Raw genomic sequence first — 15,306 nt, forward strand, 5'->3', positions numbered from 1 at the left:
TTAGGAAAAATAGCCTTAACTCCGGATTCTAAGCCAGAAACACCATCCATAGATAAAAAGAAAATGTCTTCGACACCACGAGCCTTAATTTTATCAAATATTTGCATCCACTTATGCTTGCTTTCTGTTTCATTAAGCCATGACTTGGACTATCTCTTGGCTTTATTCGGTACTTAAGCCATGATTTGCCCCTTCTCTTGGCTTTATTCAGTACTTAAGCCATGACTCACCCATCCAATATTTCTTTTAACACGATTGCTTGATTGTGTTTTTCGTCTTTGGCGCCATACAATATGATGAGTGTTTGTTTGTTTTCTTTATATATTTCTTTTAGCTTATTTAAAGCTTCTTGTTGATCGCCTGATTCGAGTTCTTTTTTATATTTTTCTTTGAATGCTTCAAATTTACTTGGTTCGTGATTGAACCATTTTCTTAATTCACTAGAGGGCGCGATGTCTTTTAACCAATGATCTAAATTTGCTTTGTCTTTAGATATCCCTCTCGGCCATACTCGGTCCACTAATACTCTTACACCTTTTTCATCAAGATTATTATAAATTCTATCTATTTTACATACCATGAATGATCGACTCCTTTATATATATTTAGCCTATAGAAGTGAATCTTAAACCATAAAAGAAAACGCTTAATGTGTTATACTATATCTCAAATGGTAGGTTTAATTTCTAAATAAAAAATCTCGAAATGATGAACGGAGTGAATTTTTTTATGACTCAATACGACAGCCAGAATTTAAAAGAAAAATACTTAAATTTATTAGCAGAAAAGTTTGATGAAGAAGAAAAAGTAGCAACTGAAATTATTAATTTACAATCTATTTTAGACTTACCTAAAGGAACAGAACATTTCGTAAGTGACTTACATGGCGAATATCATGCATTCCAACATGTTTTAAGAAATGGTTCTGGTAATGTGAGAGCTAAAATTAATGATATTTTTAAAGATACACATTCTGAAGAACATATTAGCGACCTTGCTGCACTCGTTTATTATCCAGAAGAAAAATTGAAACTTGTTAAAAATCAATTTGCATCAAAATCGGAATTAAATGAATGGTATATTGAAACAATTCAACAGATGATACATCTTATTTCATACGCTTCAAGTAAGTATACACGTTCTAAGTTACGTAAAGCTTTACCAAAACAATTCGTATACATAATCGAAGAGTTATTATACAAAAGCAATGTCTATAACAATAAAACGACTTACTACGAAACGATTGTTCAAAAAATCATTTCACTAGGTCAATCAGATAAACTGATTATTGGTTTAGCATACACGATTCAAAGATTAGTCGTTGACCATTTACATGTTGTAGGAGATATTTATGACCGTGGTCCTGAACCCGATAAAATTATGGAGACGTTAATCAATTATCATTCTGTTGATATCCAATGGGGTAACCATGACGTATTATGGATTGGTGCTTATGCTGGTTCAAAAGTATGTTTAGCTAATATATTAAGAATATGCGCACGTTATGATAATTTAGATATCATTGAAGATGCATATGGTATTAATTTGCGACCTTTAGTTAATTTAGCTGAAAAATATTACGGCGATAATACTGCATTTCATCCAAAAAAACATGCCGACAAAGAACTATCAGAAGAAGAAAAACTTCAAATCACTAAGATTCATCAAGCAATCGCCATCATTCAATTTAAACTAGAAAGTCCAATTATTAAACGTCGTCCGTCATTTGATATGGAAGAAAGACTCGTACTCGAAAAAGTAAATTACGATAAAAATGAAATTACTATTTATGGTCAAACGTATCAATTAGAAAATACATGCTTCGAAACCGTTGATCCAGCAAATCCAGCACAACTAAACGAAGAAGAAGAGGAAGTCATTAATAAACTTCTACTTTCTGTACAAGAATCCGAAAAACTGAAACGTCATATGAACTTTTTAATGAAAAAAGGTAACTTATATTTAAAATATAATGGTAATTTGCTTATCCACGGATGTATACCTGTAGATGAACAAGGTAATATGGAAGAAATGGAAATTGACGGTAAAGTCTTTAATGGACGTGAGTTATTAGACCAATTCGAATATCATATTAGAAATTCATTTAGTCGTAAACATGAAACAGATGATTTATCTACAGATTTAATTTGGTATTTATGGACAGGTAAATATTCTTCATTATTCGGTAAACGTGCCATGACAACATTCGAAAGATATTTTATAAAAGATAAAGCGTCACATAAAGAAGAAAAAAATCCTTATTATTACTTAAGAGAAGACAGCGATATGTGTCGCAAAATGTTAGAAGAGTTTGATTTAGATCCTGAACAAGGTCGTATTATCAACGGTCACACACCTGTTAAAGAAATTGATGGTGAAAATCCAATTAAAGCAAATGGTAAGATGATTGTTATAGACGGTGGATTTTCAAAAGCTTATCAATCTACAACAGGTATCGCCGGCTATACATTGCTGTATAACTCATTTGGTATGCAGCTCGTTGCCCACAAACACTTCGGTACAAAAGAAAATGTACTACTCAACGGGGCTGATGAACTATCCGTTAGACGTGTTGTAGATGAAGAACTCGAAAGAAAGAAAGTTCGAGATACAAACATCGGTGCCAAACTGCAAGAAGAAATTCAAATGTTACAAGAATTAATGTCATATCGTTATATAGATTAAAAGAACCGCGAAAACTAACGTGAGCTGTTAGTTTTCGCGGTTTTTACTATATTCATCTTCAAGTAAAGTCTCGTTTTATTTTCTTTTTCCATGTTTTTGAGAAGCATTGTTCGCCTTCGTTATAAGCTACGACTTTATTATATAAATAATAATAGTCTTCATCACATGTCATTGTACTAAATGTCTCTACTTCAGTATCTATATCATCATCTTTAACAATCACTTTCCAATCACATTGAACTTTGGCTGATAACGGATCGTCTTCTTTAATTGTGTAGACATTTAAGTTCTCTGTTCCATATGTGATATGACTATCTTTTAATGTTCTTAATCCTTCATCTGAATAATCTCTTAATTCCCATTCATTGGTCGTTAACCGCTTCGTGATATCCCTCGTTCGAGACCCTTCTCTATGAATGATTTTTTTTAGAGGCTGTGCAGTTTCTGATAAAGGATAGTCTAATTGAATTTCTTCAAAATGATCAACTAAAGGTAATATCAATTGTGAATACTCTAAATCCACTTTTATATTTGCTATCTCTTTGCTCGGCCATATTTGTGGCCAATATGTAGGAGAGATAGACACTTCTATTTTATGTCCTGCTGGTATTTGATAGCCTATAACATCTAGAGGTACTTCTGCATTGATATACTCGTTAATTGGTAGTTTCTCTGGCGTTTCATGACTCTTGTAGTGATTTAGATTCAACTGACCTTTCGTAATCAATGTCTTCTTGCCATTTGGATGCACGTCAGAAATACGCACATGGATATTGCCATATTCACAATCAGATTTAACACGGAGCTTTGCGATAGGTTGTCCGATGATATTCAATGTTTCACCATACGTCTCAACCATAAATGAGCATGCTAAAGCATTATCGATTGTTTGGTCACCTGGTAAGTCCCCTTCTTGGCCAAAAGGACAGAACACGCCTGAATAAAGACCATGTTGTTGATTATTTTTCAACGTGATTTCTTGCGTCATACTACTGAAAATATCTTTCGACTTGATGTCTTCTTTTAATAAATCTAGCCATTTGCCTTCTCGATAGTCGTATGAAGTTTGTGGCTCTACACTATCTTGAACATAAACAAGAAATTCGTCTTTATGGTTAATATGGTCATTCGGTTCCATCCATTTATCTAACCATGCGACAACTTCTTGTAAATATCCAAATTGAGGTCCAGGAATTGCAACGTCTGGAAATTCATGTGCCCAAGGTCCTATAACACCTTTCTTCGGAACATTCAAATGACGCATTAAACGAAACACAGCATTTGTGTAGCCGTCAGCCCAACCACTCATCGTTAATACCGGAATGGTAATGTTTGAATAATCTTCATTGATAGAACCGTGCTTCCAATAATCATCTCTTGTTTGATGACTAACCCATTCTTCCACAAACGGTGGTGTATGTTCTAAACGTTCAAGCCAATTCTCATACCATTTATCACCGAAATATTTCGGAAATGCTGGTCGTGCATTATATGCAAACATCGTAGAAGCCCACCAAAGCATATCAGAAGCCATAAGCGTTCCGCCTTTATAATGAACATCATCCGCGTATCGATCATCCGTTGAACATAATGAGATAATGGTCTTCAATGCTTCTGGTTGTCTCGCAGCAACTTGTAATCCGTTAAATCCTCCCCACGATTTACCGATCATTGCTACTGAACCATTTGACCACTCTTGGTTTGTTATCCATTCTATAATGTCCAATGCATCGTCTTGTTCTTGTAATGGATATTCGTCTTCGATAATACCTTCAGAATCCCCAGTTCCCCTTATATCAACTCGAATAGCAGTATACCCAAACCCTGCAAAATACTTATGTCTAATTTCATCCCGTAAAGCTGTAAATTCATCTTTTCTATATGGTAAATATTCTAATACCGCACCTTTAGTCTTAGTGTCGGTCTTAGGTTGCCAGATTTTAGCTGATAATTTCGTACCATCTTGCATCGTTATCCAAGTATGATGAATCACTTCGATTTCATATGGAAATTGTGTTCGCTCAGTTATTTTATTATAGTCTACATCAAAAACACCCATGTAAAATCCTCCTCTATTTATCTATTACTGCTTATTATACATAATTACATATATAAAAACTGACCAGACACTTTCGTCTGATCAGTTCGTACTATTATCCATTTTGAAGTAAATACATTTTGTGATAAATGCCGTCTTGTTTAATCAATTCGTCATGTGTGCCTCTTTCAACAATTTCGCCTTTATTCAATACGAGTATTTGATCAGCATCTTGAATAGTTGAAAGTCTATGTGCAATCGCTAATGTTGTTCTGCCTTTTCTCATTTTTTCTAAAGATGCTTGAATTTGCGCTTCTGTTTCTGAATCGATATTAGCAGTCGCTTCATCCAGTATTAATATTTTTGGATCACTTGCGATCGTTCTTGCAAATGCTAACAATTGTCTTTCTCCACTTGAAAATGCACTACCTTTTTCGATTACTTTATGATCATATTTCCCAGGTAATTTATTGATAAATTGATCTGCATTTACAAATTCAGCCGCTTCTTTCACTTTTTCAAAAGTCATTGTCGGGTGATACAATTTTATATTCGATGTAATCGTTCCGTAGAAAATAAATGCATCTTGAAGCACAAGCCCAATATTAGATTTGAGTTCTTTTTTCGGTATTTGCTTAATCGATTGTTGATCTATTAAAATTTCACCTTGTTCAAATTCATAAAATCTCATAAACAAGTTAATGATTGAACTTTTCCCAGAACCTGTATGCCCAACAAGTGCAACTGTTTCACCTGGATTTGCGATAAATGATATATTTTTTAATACATCTGTTTTGCCATCGTAACTAAATGTTACATCTTTAAATTCAATTTTGCCGTCAGTAATATGAAAATCTTGACGCTCTTGTTGCTCGGGCTCAAGCATATCATTATCGATTAGTTTAAATACACGACTCGCTGATACGAGCGCTTGTTGAAGTACGTTTAAATTTTGACTGACTTGGTTAATCGGTTCAAAGAAGCGTTCCATATATTGTACAAATGCAAATACAACCCCTGCTGTAATGCCACCTGAAAAGCTCAATATACCGAAGTAGCTTAATATCATAATGACAGCAAATACTGAAATCATACTGATTGCCGGTCTGAGTAATAAGCCATCAATTTTGACTGTCTTCATATTAAACTCATAGTGCTCATCGTTAATGTCATTAAATTCTTTTTGAAGTCTCTTTTCTTGATTAAATACTTGAATAATTCTCATACCTTCGATAGATTCAGCTAACTTCGCATTTAAATCTGATAAAAGCTGTCTCGCTTGAGAAAAGTATATCGCAGAATATTTTCTATAAAGTGCTAATATGACAACTATAATAGGTACAAATACAAGTGCCATTAAAGCTAATTTAAAATCTAAAATAAACATCATGACATAACTTGAAATAACCATAAATAATGCCATTAAAAATGATGAAAATACACCGATAAACATTTCTACAATGGCTTCAGTATCATTCGTTAACCTTGATACTATACTGCCACCTGGCTCTTTATCAAAATAGCGCATGCCTAATTGGCCAATTTTATCAAAAGTATCAATTCTTAATTGTTGAATCACTTTAAAAGCTAAATATTGAAATAAGTATACATTCCAATATGTTGTTACAGCACCGATGATTTGAACGACAAAGAATATGACAATCAGTAATGTCATATCTGATTCTGGAAATACACGTGGTGTTAAATAGTCATCGATAAATACTTTTACTAAATAAGGTGTTGCGACACTTGCAACTGTTGAAATCGTCAGCATTAAGAAAGCAAGTGCAATGATACCTTTAAAGGGGAACGTATATTTAATTAATCTTTTAAGTACATCAAACTGATCTTTGGCAGTTAAATTATGATTTTGTGCCATCGTTGTCATCCCCCTTTGCCAATTCATCTAGACTACTCGCAAGTTTTTCATGTAAGGCTTGTGATTGATACGTGTCATAATACCAACCTTTAAGATTCATCAACTCTTGATGTGTACCGCGTTCAATGATTGTGCCTTCATCCATCACGATAATCATATCCGCATGACTGACAGCACTCATTCTATGAGCTGTTATAATATTCGTCTTACCTTGTCTGACGTTCTGCATATTTTCAAGTATATGTTCTTCAGTCTCTGCATCTACTGCTGATAATGAATCATCTAATATCAGTACAGGTGGATTCATAATTAATGCCCTTGCGATAGAAATCCTTTGTTTCTGACCGCCTGATAATGAAACACCTCTCTCACCGACAACTGTATTGTAGCCTTCAGGAAAGCTTAATATATCTTGGTGAATATAACTAATATTACTCGCGTTATGAATAATATCATCATCGATAGTAGGATCGCTAAAGGCAATATTATTTCTTATTGAAGTCGAGAATAAAAAGTGATCTTGAGGTACATAACCAAATTGCGCTCTTAAATGACGAATATCAAAATAACTTAATGGATGATGTCCATATATAATTTCATCCGCTTCTTTCGTATCAAATTCGCGTAATAACAGACGAATGATTGCACTTTTACCTGACCCTGTTCGACCAACAATACCTAATGTTGTACCTTTTTCAATCGTGAAATGAATGTCATGTAATGCCACATTATCATCGTTTGGGAATTTAAAGGATTTAATGTCGACATGAATATCCCCTTCAGGAATCGTATCCGTCTTAACTTCTGTATCGACATCGTTTGGAACATTGGTAATTTCATTAATTCTTTCATATGAAGCATGACCTCTTTGAACAATGTTAAAGAATAATCCAAGTGCAAGCAGTGGCCAAACCATCATCCCTAAATAAGTTGTAAATGTAACAAGTTGTCCAATTGTAATATCATCTTGAATCACCATTCTTGCGCCAAAGAATATCGCTAAAAAGTAACTCACACCAATTACTGACATAATCGTTGGATCAAACAATGCATCAATTTTAGAAACTTTTAAATTTTTGTATACGACATCATCACTTAGTTGCTTAAAATCTGCTTGATCGTCTTTTTCATAACCAAAAGTCTTTGTAACTTTTATCCCAGCAATACTCTCTTGAGTCTTATCATTCAACTGACTAAACGCAGCTTGTGCCTTTTTAAAACCGCGGTTAAGCAATTTACCATAATAACTCGTTAATATAATCATAATAGGAAGTGGAATCATCACAATTAAAGTTAAACGCCAATCAACAGTAATTGCCATAGTAATCAGAACAGCCCCACCTGACATCAATGAATCAGCAATTGTCAGAACGCCGCCACCTGCAGTGTTCTGAACAGCTCTAATATCATTAGTAGCATGTGCCATTAAATCTCCAGTACGTCTTTCTTGGAAAAAGGAAGGACTCATTGACGTATATTTGTGATACAGTCGCTCTCTTAATATCTTCCCTAACCTCATACTCGCCCCGAAAATCATAATGCGCCAGTAGTACCGAAATACATATGTTAATACAGCAGCAAGAAATAAAATGATGAGATAAATAAGAAGCGTCTTTTCCGTTAAAGTATTAAAGCTAATACCATCAATCACTCGACCAATAATTTGTGGTGGCAACAAATCAATCAGCGCAACGAGTAATAAAATGAGAATGCCAAAAATATAATTTTTCCTTTCTTGTTTAATAAACCAGCCCAATTTTGCAAATACCTTCATAATCGTCCACACTCCCCTTATATCTACACATTTAAAATTTTAGCACAAAACAATCATCTGAAAATTGAAAGTTCATAATTTTCATACATTTATATAAAAATCATCCGAATGGCGTATACGGGAATTTTGTAGATGAGGGAGATTGGGAGGTGTGGGTGTTGCTTGTTTAGGCAGTCTTGCAATATACGGGCGTGCTATGTGGCTTGTTTAGGCAGTCTTGCAATATACACGGCTCCAATATTGCTAGTCACCCTTCTCTTGCAATATTCAGACCTCCAATGTTGCTAGTCACGTCCCACTTGCAATATTCAGACCTCCAACATTGCTAGTCATGTCCCACTTTCAATATTCAGGGCTCCAATGTTGCTAGTCACGCTCCACTTGCAATATTCAGACCTCCAATGTTGCTAGTCACGCTCCACTTGCAACATTCAGAACACTTCATCCCACTATTCCCCAATAAAAAAATGGCCGGGACATTATTCAATGTTCCGCGCCATTTTCACTTCTTTATGATTTTGTACCGAATAGACTTATTCCTAATATGACAAATACTGCACCACTTATTTTATTGATAATTTTTTCTGCTACGATATTTTCTCTTAATTTTGTTGTTAAACTACTTGAAAAGATTGCAATGATAAATGATGTGATCGCACCCATTACTGCGAAAATACTACCCAATATTAAAAATGGTATTGGACCGTACTGATTATCCACTGAAATAAACTGTGGAATAAAGGAAATAAAGAATAGCGCTACCTTAGGATTCGTAACGTTCGTGATCACGCCTTGTACAAATAATTTTCTACGAGACTGATACACGGTCTTCTTTATTGAGATTGAAGATTGTTTACTTATAAACATTTGTATACCTAAATAAATTAAATAAACTGCTCCGACAATTTTAATAATCGTGAATAAGACAACGGAAGTTTGTAAAATAACGGACAACCCTAATCCTGACAGTACAGTATGAACAACTGCACCAACCGATACACCTAATGCTGAATATATACCTGCATCTCTACCTTGTGAAATACTTCTATTTAATATAAACATCATATCAATACCAGGTGTGATACAGATGATAAGCACTGTGATTAAAAACAGTTGAAAAGATACGATATCAAACATCATTTACCCCCTTTAAATTAATCGTTAAGATATACTAACATATAATCTAAAGTTGTAAAATGAAAATTTTAATTTATCTCGACCTTTTCAATTTCTAAGTCTATATTTAACTTTTCAAGTATTGATTCAAAACCTTCTATAGTATAGTTCTCATTTTCAGTTACTAATGTCTTAATCCTGCCATGACCGTTGGAAATGTAGGATGCTGCTTGTTCAATAACAGTTTGAGCAGGATCAATAAACATGATATGTGGATATAATTCTTTAAAATAACTATACAACCACGGTAAATGTGTAGAAGATAATGTAAATATATCGATTTCTTCATGTTGGTCTATAATATCATCCATAAAATTCTTCACAGTCATTAAAGTACGATATTTATCGGATATAAATGAACCGTCTTCAACTAATTCTACTAATGAAGAAGCATTAAATTGATATACATGGCCTGAAGAAACTTCATTGTTTATAAATTCATTTAATGCATCACTTTCAATTAAAGATTGAACACCTAAAATACCTATTTGTTTACTAGAAGATTTCTCTAACGCTTCTTTCACCGGTGGAAATACACCTATGATTTCAGTATCAAAATTATCTTTCATGTTATTTAAAATAGTAATCGTTGGTACATTAGATGCCACGATAATCAAACGAGGATTCCACTTTTCTAAATAATGAATGGTTTGTGTGATTACAGTTTCTAATTCATGGATATATTTTTGACCATAAGGAAACTGATTGCGATCTGCCAAATATATTATGTCTTGATTTGGGTATGTCTTTTTTAACAATTCTACAATTGAATAGCTGCCAATTCCCGCATCAAAAACAGCAATAGGTTGCAATAACGTGTCTTGATTATTTGTCATATATGCCATCCTAACTTAAATTTCTAAAAATACTTTCGGTGTTTGTGCTATTTTCTCATCTACCACGTTATAAAATCCACCTTTTTGATATCCCATACAATGCACTTTATCTTCTGTAGCAATTTCGAATTCAAGTTCCCACTTCATTCTACTCACTTTAACTAACCAACACCTACCAACTGGTTTATCATGAATCGTCAATGGTACTTTATAGTCTGACTCAGTTCTCATCAATATTGGTGATATATTAAATTTCATCATTTCTGAGTAAGTCATATATTGGTTGATAAAAGCAGTTCTTAAATCTTCAAACCATCTTACATACACAATATTACTCACAATGCCCATAGCATCAATATCATAAACATTAACTTCGATTTCTTTTTCAGCGACTAATTTTCTCTCTTGCATTAAAAAGACTCCTTCGTACATCATTTTTTATTATTTCAAAATAACTTTATACATATTATCACTTAAAGTCATTCATTAAATCAACCTTTAGCAATACTAGGAATTTTTAAATACTTTTTCAACTAAATTTTTTATTGTTGAAAAAGTTATTTATATAAAAAGTGTTTAAGTCTTATGACCTAACCACTTTTAAATCACTTAAGAATAATCTAGTTATTAGTTATTCTCTTTGTTATCTTTTTTGCGACGACCAAGCAATAATAATGATCCAACTCCAGCAAATAAACCGCCGAATAAAGCACCGTTATTAATTGGTTGTTCACCAGTGTCTGGTAATTTCTTATCATTATTTGATTTATCATGATCATCTGTAGTTGCAGCTTTTGCAATGCCGTTTCCATCATTGTTGTTTGAATCAGTTGAACCCATTCCCATATCTGAGTCTGAATCTGAGTTGCTTTCTGAATCTGATTCACTATCAGAGTTTGAATCGCTGTCTGAGTCTGAGTTGCTATCTGAGTCGCTTCCTGTGTCCTCTTTAGCACCATGGATGATTACTTCATCTTGTGGTTCTTCAATGATTTCACCAGTTTCAGGATCTTTCAATCCATCTTTACCTGGGATAACTTTAGTTTCACCTTCTGGTAAGTTTGGATCAATTTCTTCATGAGTACCATGAGGAATAATTTCAGGTGCATAGTTAACAATTTCGTCTGTTGGTTCTTTCGTTACTTCCGTTGTTGGATCGCCTTCGCCTACTTTTTCTGCTGTTAATGGATTAATTGTTGCTGCTTTGTTTGTTTCTTCAGCTGCTGGCGCTTCTTCTGTGTCTACTTTGTTTGTTTCTTCATCTTTTGGTGCTTCTTCTGTTTCTACTTTGTCTGTTTCTTCAGTTTTTGGCGCTTCTTCTGTTTCTACTTTGTCTGTTTCTTCAGTTTTTGGCGCTTCTTCTGTTTCTACTTTGTCTGTTTCTTCAGCTGTTGACGCTTCTTCTGTTGTTGCTTTTTCTGCTTCTTCAGCTTTTGGTGCTTCTTCTGTTTGTTCTTCTTTAGCGACATCTTGTTCATTAGTTGCAATTTCTTCTGTGCTCTCTTGATCTACAATTTGTTTTTCTGTTGATGTTTGTTTTTCTATAGCCTCTTCAGATTGACCATCATCATTTAAATTATTTGACTGTGATTGTACAGAATTATTTTGTTGTTCATCCGCTTTTGCTTCTTCACCTATCCCGAAAAGTAAAGTAGCTCCGACTAAAATAGAAGCAGTTCCTACTGTAAATTTTCTAATAGAATACTGGACCGTCTACACTTAATTGGACAACTTCTTTAAAGAGAAGTATTGTTAAAATTAAGAAAGTAGGTGGTCTTTTTATGAGAAGAGAGCGTAGAGAATACAGTAATGAATTCAAACAGCAAATGGTTGATTACAACATAAAAAAATCTCTTGTCATTTAATATGACAAGAGATTAATTCGTTAATATATTTTATTATTTAAGTTCTTCACCGTTTGTATCGATAACATTTTTATACCAATAGAATGAGTTCTTCTTAGTACGTTTTAATGTTCCTTTTCCTGCATTATCACGATCTACGTGAATTAAACCATATCGTTTTTTCATTTCACCTGTTGTAAATGATACAATATCAATTATGCCCCATGGTGTGTAACCCATTAGTTCAACACCGTCTTCATCAACCGCTTCTATAGACGCTTGAATGTGTTCTCTCAAGTAATCGATTCTTTCTTGGTCATCTATCGTACCGTCTTCTTTAAATTCATCTGTTGTACCGAAGCCATTTTCAACGATAAATAATGGTAACTGATAGCGATTGTACAGCGCATTTAAAGTATATCGTAAACCAATTGGATCTATTGCCCAACCCCATTGACTGACTTTAATGTATGGATTCTCTACTGAATTTGGTAATCCACCATTCACAACATTACCATCAACACTTTGTTCTGCATCATGTTTAACGACTGTAGACATATAATAACTGAAGCCGATATAGTCTACCGTACCATTTTTCAAGATTTCATCGTCGCCTTCTTGCCACTTAATATCGTAACCTTTTTTCTCGAACATTTTTAATGCATAACCTGGGTAATATCCTCTTACTTGAACATCTGGGAAGAAATATCTCAAACGACTGGCAATTTCCGCTTCTAAAATATCTTTAGGATTACATGAATATGGATAAATAGGTACGTGAGAAATCATGTTTCCAATTACAAAGTTTGGATTAATTTCTTTACCTTTTGATACAGCAAGTGCACTTGCGATTAATTCGTTATGCGCAACTTGATATAATACTTCTTCAGCATCATCTTCTTCTGTTAAAGTGACACCAGAATTCGTCCATAAGAATATAGGATTACTCGTATCCATTTGGTTATTAATCTCGTTAAATGTCATCCAATATTTCACTTTATCTTTATAACGATTGAAGACAGTTTCAGCAAAACGAACGAAAAAGTCTACAACTTTACGATTTCTAAAACCACCATATTCTCGTGCTAAATGTAACGGCATTTCAAAATGAGATAACGTTAATACAGGTTCAATGTTATATTTTAAAAGCTCATCAATCACATTATCATAGAACTTTAGCCCTTCTTCATTTGGCTCAGTTTCATCACCATTTGGAAAAATACGCGTCCATGCGATAGATGTTCTTAAACACTTTAATCCCATTTCATTGAACAGGCCAATATCTTCTTTATATCTATTGTAGAAATCAATACCTTCATGGTTAGGATAATATTTGTCCGCTTCAATCTTTTCAGTAATTTCACGTGCTTTACCATGCTCACCAGCAGTCATCACATCATGAACACTTAACCCTTTACCACCTTGATCATATCCACCTTCGAATTGATTAGCAGCTAAAGCGCCACCCCATAAAAAGTCTTTGTTTAATTTAGCCATTTGATTACCTCCGGATATTTTGTATACACTTACATTATAATTATACCGATACAATTTGTAAAGATAGGTATATATTTAGTTAGTGTTATTAATTTAACAAGTGCTATAATATGAGTAATATCTATCATAAAGTGGGGATTAATATGCTTAAGTACGAGCTTATTGCCGAACGTATTGAGTCGCTTATCAATAATGGGCATTATGAAGCTGGGGATAAATTACCGAGTGTTGAAGTTTTAAGAAGTGAATTTAACGTGAGCAAGAGTACGATTATCAATGCTCTCAAAAATCTAGAAAAAACAGGTTTAATCTATCAAGCTAGAGGCAGTGGGATTTATGTAAGAAATCCGAAAAGAGATGGATTTGTTAACTTATTTACTGCTGATGGATTTTCAGATGAATTTAAAGGGCACGATGTAACGAGTAAAATCTTAAAAGTCGCAGAGATTCAACCTGAAGATGAAGTAAAACAACAATTAAAGTTAAAAGATAACGATACTGTATATCTTGTAGATCGCGTTAGATATCTTGATGGAGAGGTATTCTGTATTGAAACTTCTTATTTTAGTAAGAATGTTGTCTTATACATGAATGAAGAAATTGCCAATGGTTCAATCTTTCATTACATTGAAAATAACTTAAAAGTCAAAGTAGGATTCACTGATATATATTTCAATATTGGTAAATTAAATAAAGAAGATGCGACACACTTGGAATTAAATGAAGGTGATCCATCTTTAGAATATGAACAAATATTCTACACGAGTACAGGTATTCCTTTCGACTACTCTAAAATCATATTCCATTATGAAAATTCTAGATTCTATATACCTTCAATTAAATAATAGATCGGGACAGTCATCATGAGCGATGGCTGTCCCGTTTTTTATGCCATTTCTGTTGGATTAATGGCTTGTATAAATTTAAATGTATTGGCTTCAAATTCAAATTCGAGTATGCAACAATTGGAGAATTTCACTTCTTTAACTTTTTCAAATGGTAACCATAGTTGTAAAAACATATATAATGCTCCACCATGGCTTACAGCTAAAATTGTATCGGCTTCATCTGTATTCATGATATTTGTTAAAGTTTCGTTCATTCTATTTTGCAGTTCTTCACTAGACTCACCGCCATAATCAACAAAGAAGTCTCCATAAGAAGTTTCACCTGGCTTATGTGGCGGATTTAATGTTTCACTTTCAGCTTCATAAAGCCCAAAGTTCCATTCTTTTAATCCTTTTAATCTTACATACGGCCTTTCTGGACATATAATTTCTAGCGTATCACTCGCGCGTTCTTGTGTAGATGCGTATAACGACTCAAATGTTATATTCGATTCATCGAAATACTTTTTTGCCATACGCGCTTGTTCAATACCTAATTGTGTTAATGGTGAATCAGATGCACCTTGAATTTTTTTCTTCTCATTAAATAATGTTTGTCCGTGTCTCATTAAGTATAATTTCTTACTCAAAATCCATCATCCCTCTTATCAAATTATCATTCATTACATTTATCCTACCATTATTAAAACTTAAGTGTAAAATAACATTTATTTTCATGAGCGTTCCTAT

General features: G+C 33.6%; 13 protein-coding genes and 2 pseudogenes. 3 read left to right on the forward strand and 12 right to left on the reverse strand.

Annotation, left to right across the window (positions count from 1 at the left end; translation table 11 throughout):
- Together LQ693_RS07545 and LQ693_RS07550 are read right to left on the reverse strand one after the other, a co-directional pair.
- A pseudogene (locus tag LQ693_RS07545) lies at positions 1-140 on the reverse strand (transposase); the annotation flags it as partial.
- Positions 141-226: 86 nt separating this feature from the next.
- Positions 227-580 (reverse strand): DUF488 domain-containing protein, encoded by a 354-nt coding sequence (locus LQ693_RS07550; RefSeq protein ID WP_025906891.1) that lies wholly within the window; start codon positions 578-580, stop codon positions 227-229.
- A gap of 149 nt (positions 581-729) precedes the next feature.
- Here LQ693_RS07550 and LQ693_RS07555 point away from each other — a divergent pair, with 149 nt between their 5' ends.
- Positions 730-2,685 carry a fructose-1,6-bisphosphatase gene (locus LQ693_RS07555; protein WP_103361034.1) on the forward strand — a complete coding sequence of 652 codons (1,956 nt, stop codon included), beginning with the start codon at positions 730-732 and terminating at the stop codon, positions 2,683-2,685.
- 58 nt (positions 2,686-2,743) lie between these two features.
- Here LQ693_RS07555 and LQ693_RS07560 read toward each other — a convergent pair whose 3' ends face one another.
- The 7 genes from LQ693_RS07560 to LQ693_RS13755 all read right to left on the reverse strand — a co-directional run bounded on the left by LQ693_RS07560 (position 2,744) and on the right by LQ693_RS13755 (position 11,582).
- Complete coding sequence (locus LQ693_RS07560) at positions 2,744-4,744, reverse strand: CocE/NonD family hydrolase (protein ID WP_198052303.1); 2,001 nt, start codon at positions 4,742-4,744, stop codon at positions 2,744-2,746.
- A gap of 94 nt (positions 4,745-4,838) precedes the next feature.
- On the reverse strand, positions 4,839-6,602 hold the full coding sequence (locus LQ693_RS07565; RefSeq protein WP_025906894.1) for an ABC transporter ATP-binding protein: 1,764 nt from the start codon (positions 6,600-6,602) through the stop codon (positions 4,839-4,841).
- Positions 6,586-8,376 (reverse strand): ABC transporter transmembrane domain-containing protein, encoded by a 1,791-nt coding sequence (locus LQ693_RS07570; RefSeq protein ID WP_103361677.1) that lies wholly within the window; start codon positions 8,374-8,376, stop codon positions 6,586-6,588. Before LQ693_RS07570 ends, LQ693_RS07565 begins: the two co-directional genes overlap by 17 nt.
- A gap of 510 nt (positions 8,377-8,886) precedes the next feature.
- Complete coding sequence (locus tag LQ693_RS07575) at positions 8,887-9,513, reverse strand: LysE family translocator (protein WP_103361676.1); 627 nt, start codon at positions 9,511-9,513, stop codon at positions 8,887-8,889.
- Positions 9,514-9,581: 68 nt separating this feature from the next.
- On the reverse strand, positions 9,582-10,388 hold the full coding sequence (locus tag LQ693_RS07580; RefSeq protein WP_107572917.1) for a glutamate racemase: 807 nt from the start codon (positions 10,386-10,388) through the stop codon (positions 9,582-9,584).
- A gap of 15 nt (positions 10,389-10,403) precedes the next feature.
- Positions 10,404-10,799, reverse strand: a complete 396-nt coding sequence (locus LQ693_RS07585) for an acyl-CoA thioesterase (protein ID WP_025906898.1) — start codon at positions 10,797-10,799, stop codon at positions 10,404-10,406.
- 216 nt (positions 10,800-11,015) lie between these two features.
- A complete protein-coding gene (locus LQ693_RS13755) occupies positions 11,016-11,582 on the reverse strand; it encodes an E domain-containing protein (protein WP_332311068.1) in 567 nt (188 codons plus the stop codon).
- 43 nt (positions 11,583-11,625) lie between these two features.
- On the opposite strand from LQ693_RS13755, the gene LQ693_RS07595 reads away from it, so the two are divergent.
- Complete coding sequence (locus tag LQ693_RS07595) at positions 11,626-11,895, forward strand: hypothetical protein (protein ID WP_239703135.1); 270 nt, start codon at positions 11,626-11,628, stop codon at positions 11,893-11,895.
- Between the two features lie 113 nt (positions 11,896-12,008).
- On the opposite strand, the pseudogene LQ693_RS13825 reads toward LQ693_RS07595, so the two are convergent.
- A pseudogene (locus LQ693_RS13825) lies at positions 12,009-12,089 on the reverse strand (YSIRK-type signal peptide-containing protein); the annotation flags it as partial.
- 197 nt (positions 12,090-12,286) lie between these two features.
- A complete protein-coding gene (locus LQ693_RS07600; protein ID WP_103360806.1) occupies positions 12,287-13,729 on the reverse strand; it encodes a 6-phospho-beta-glucosidase in 1,443 nt (480 codons plus the stop codon).
- 143 nt (positions 13,730-13,872) lie between these two features.
- Between LQ693_RS07600 and LQ693_RS07605 the strand changes: the two genes are divergently transcribed.
- Complete coding sequence (locus LQ693_RS07605; RefSeq protein ID WP_025906902.1) at positions 13,873-14,574, forward strand: GntR family transcriptional regulator; 702 nt, start codon at positions 13,873-13,875, stop codon at positions 14,572-14,574.
- A 41-nt stretch (positions 14,575-14,615) separates the two neighbouring features.
- Here the strand turns inward: LQ693_RS07605 and LQ693_RS07610 are convergent, their stop codons facing one another.
- The gene (locus LQ693_RS07610) at positions 14,616-15,206 is read right to left on the reverse strand and encodes a histidine phosphatase family protein (RefSeq protein ID WP_198052304.1); all 591 of its coding nucleotides are present in this window, start codon (positions 15,204-15,206) and stop codon (positions 14,616-14,618) included.
- Positions 15,207-15,306 lie beyond the last annotated feature (100 nt).

The sequence above is a fragment of the Mammaliicoccus sp. B-M6 genome (genome assembly GCF_022386965.1).
Lineage (GTDB): Bacteria > Bacillota > Bacilli > Staphylococcales > Staphylococcaceae > Mammaliicoccus > Mammaliicoccus sciuri_A.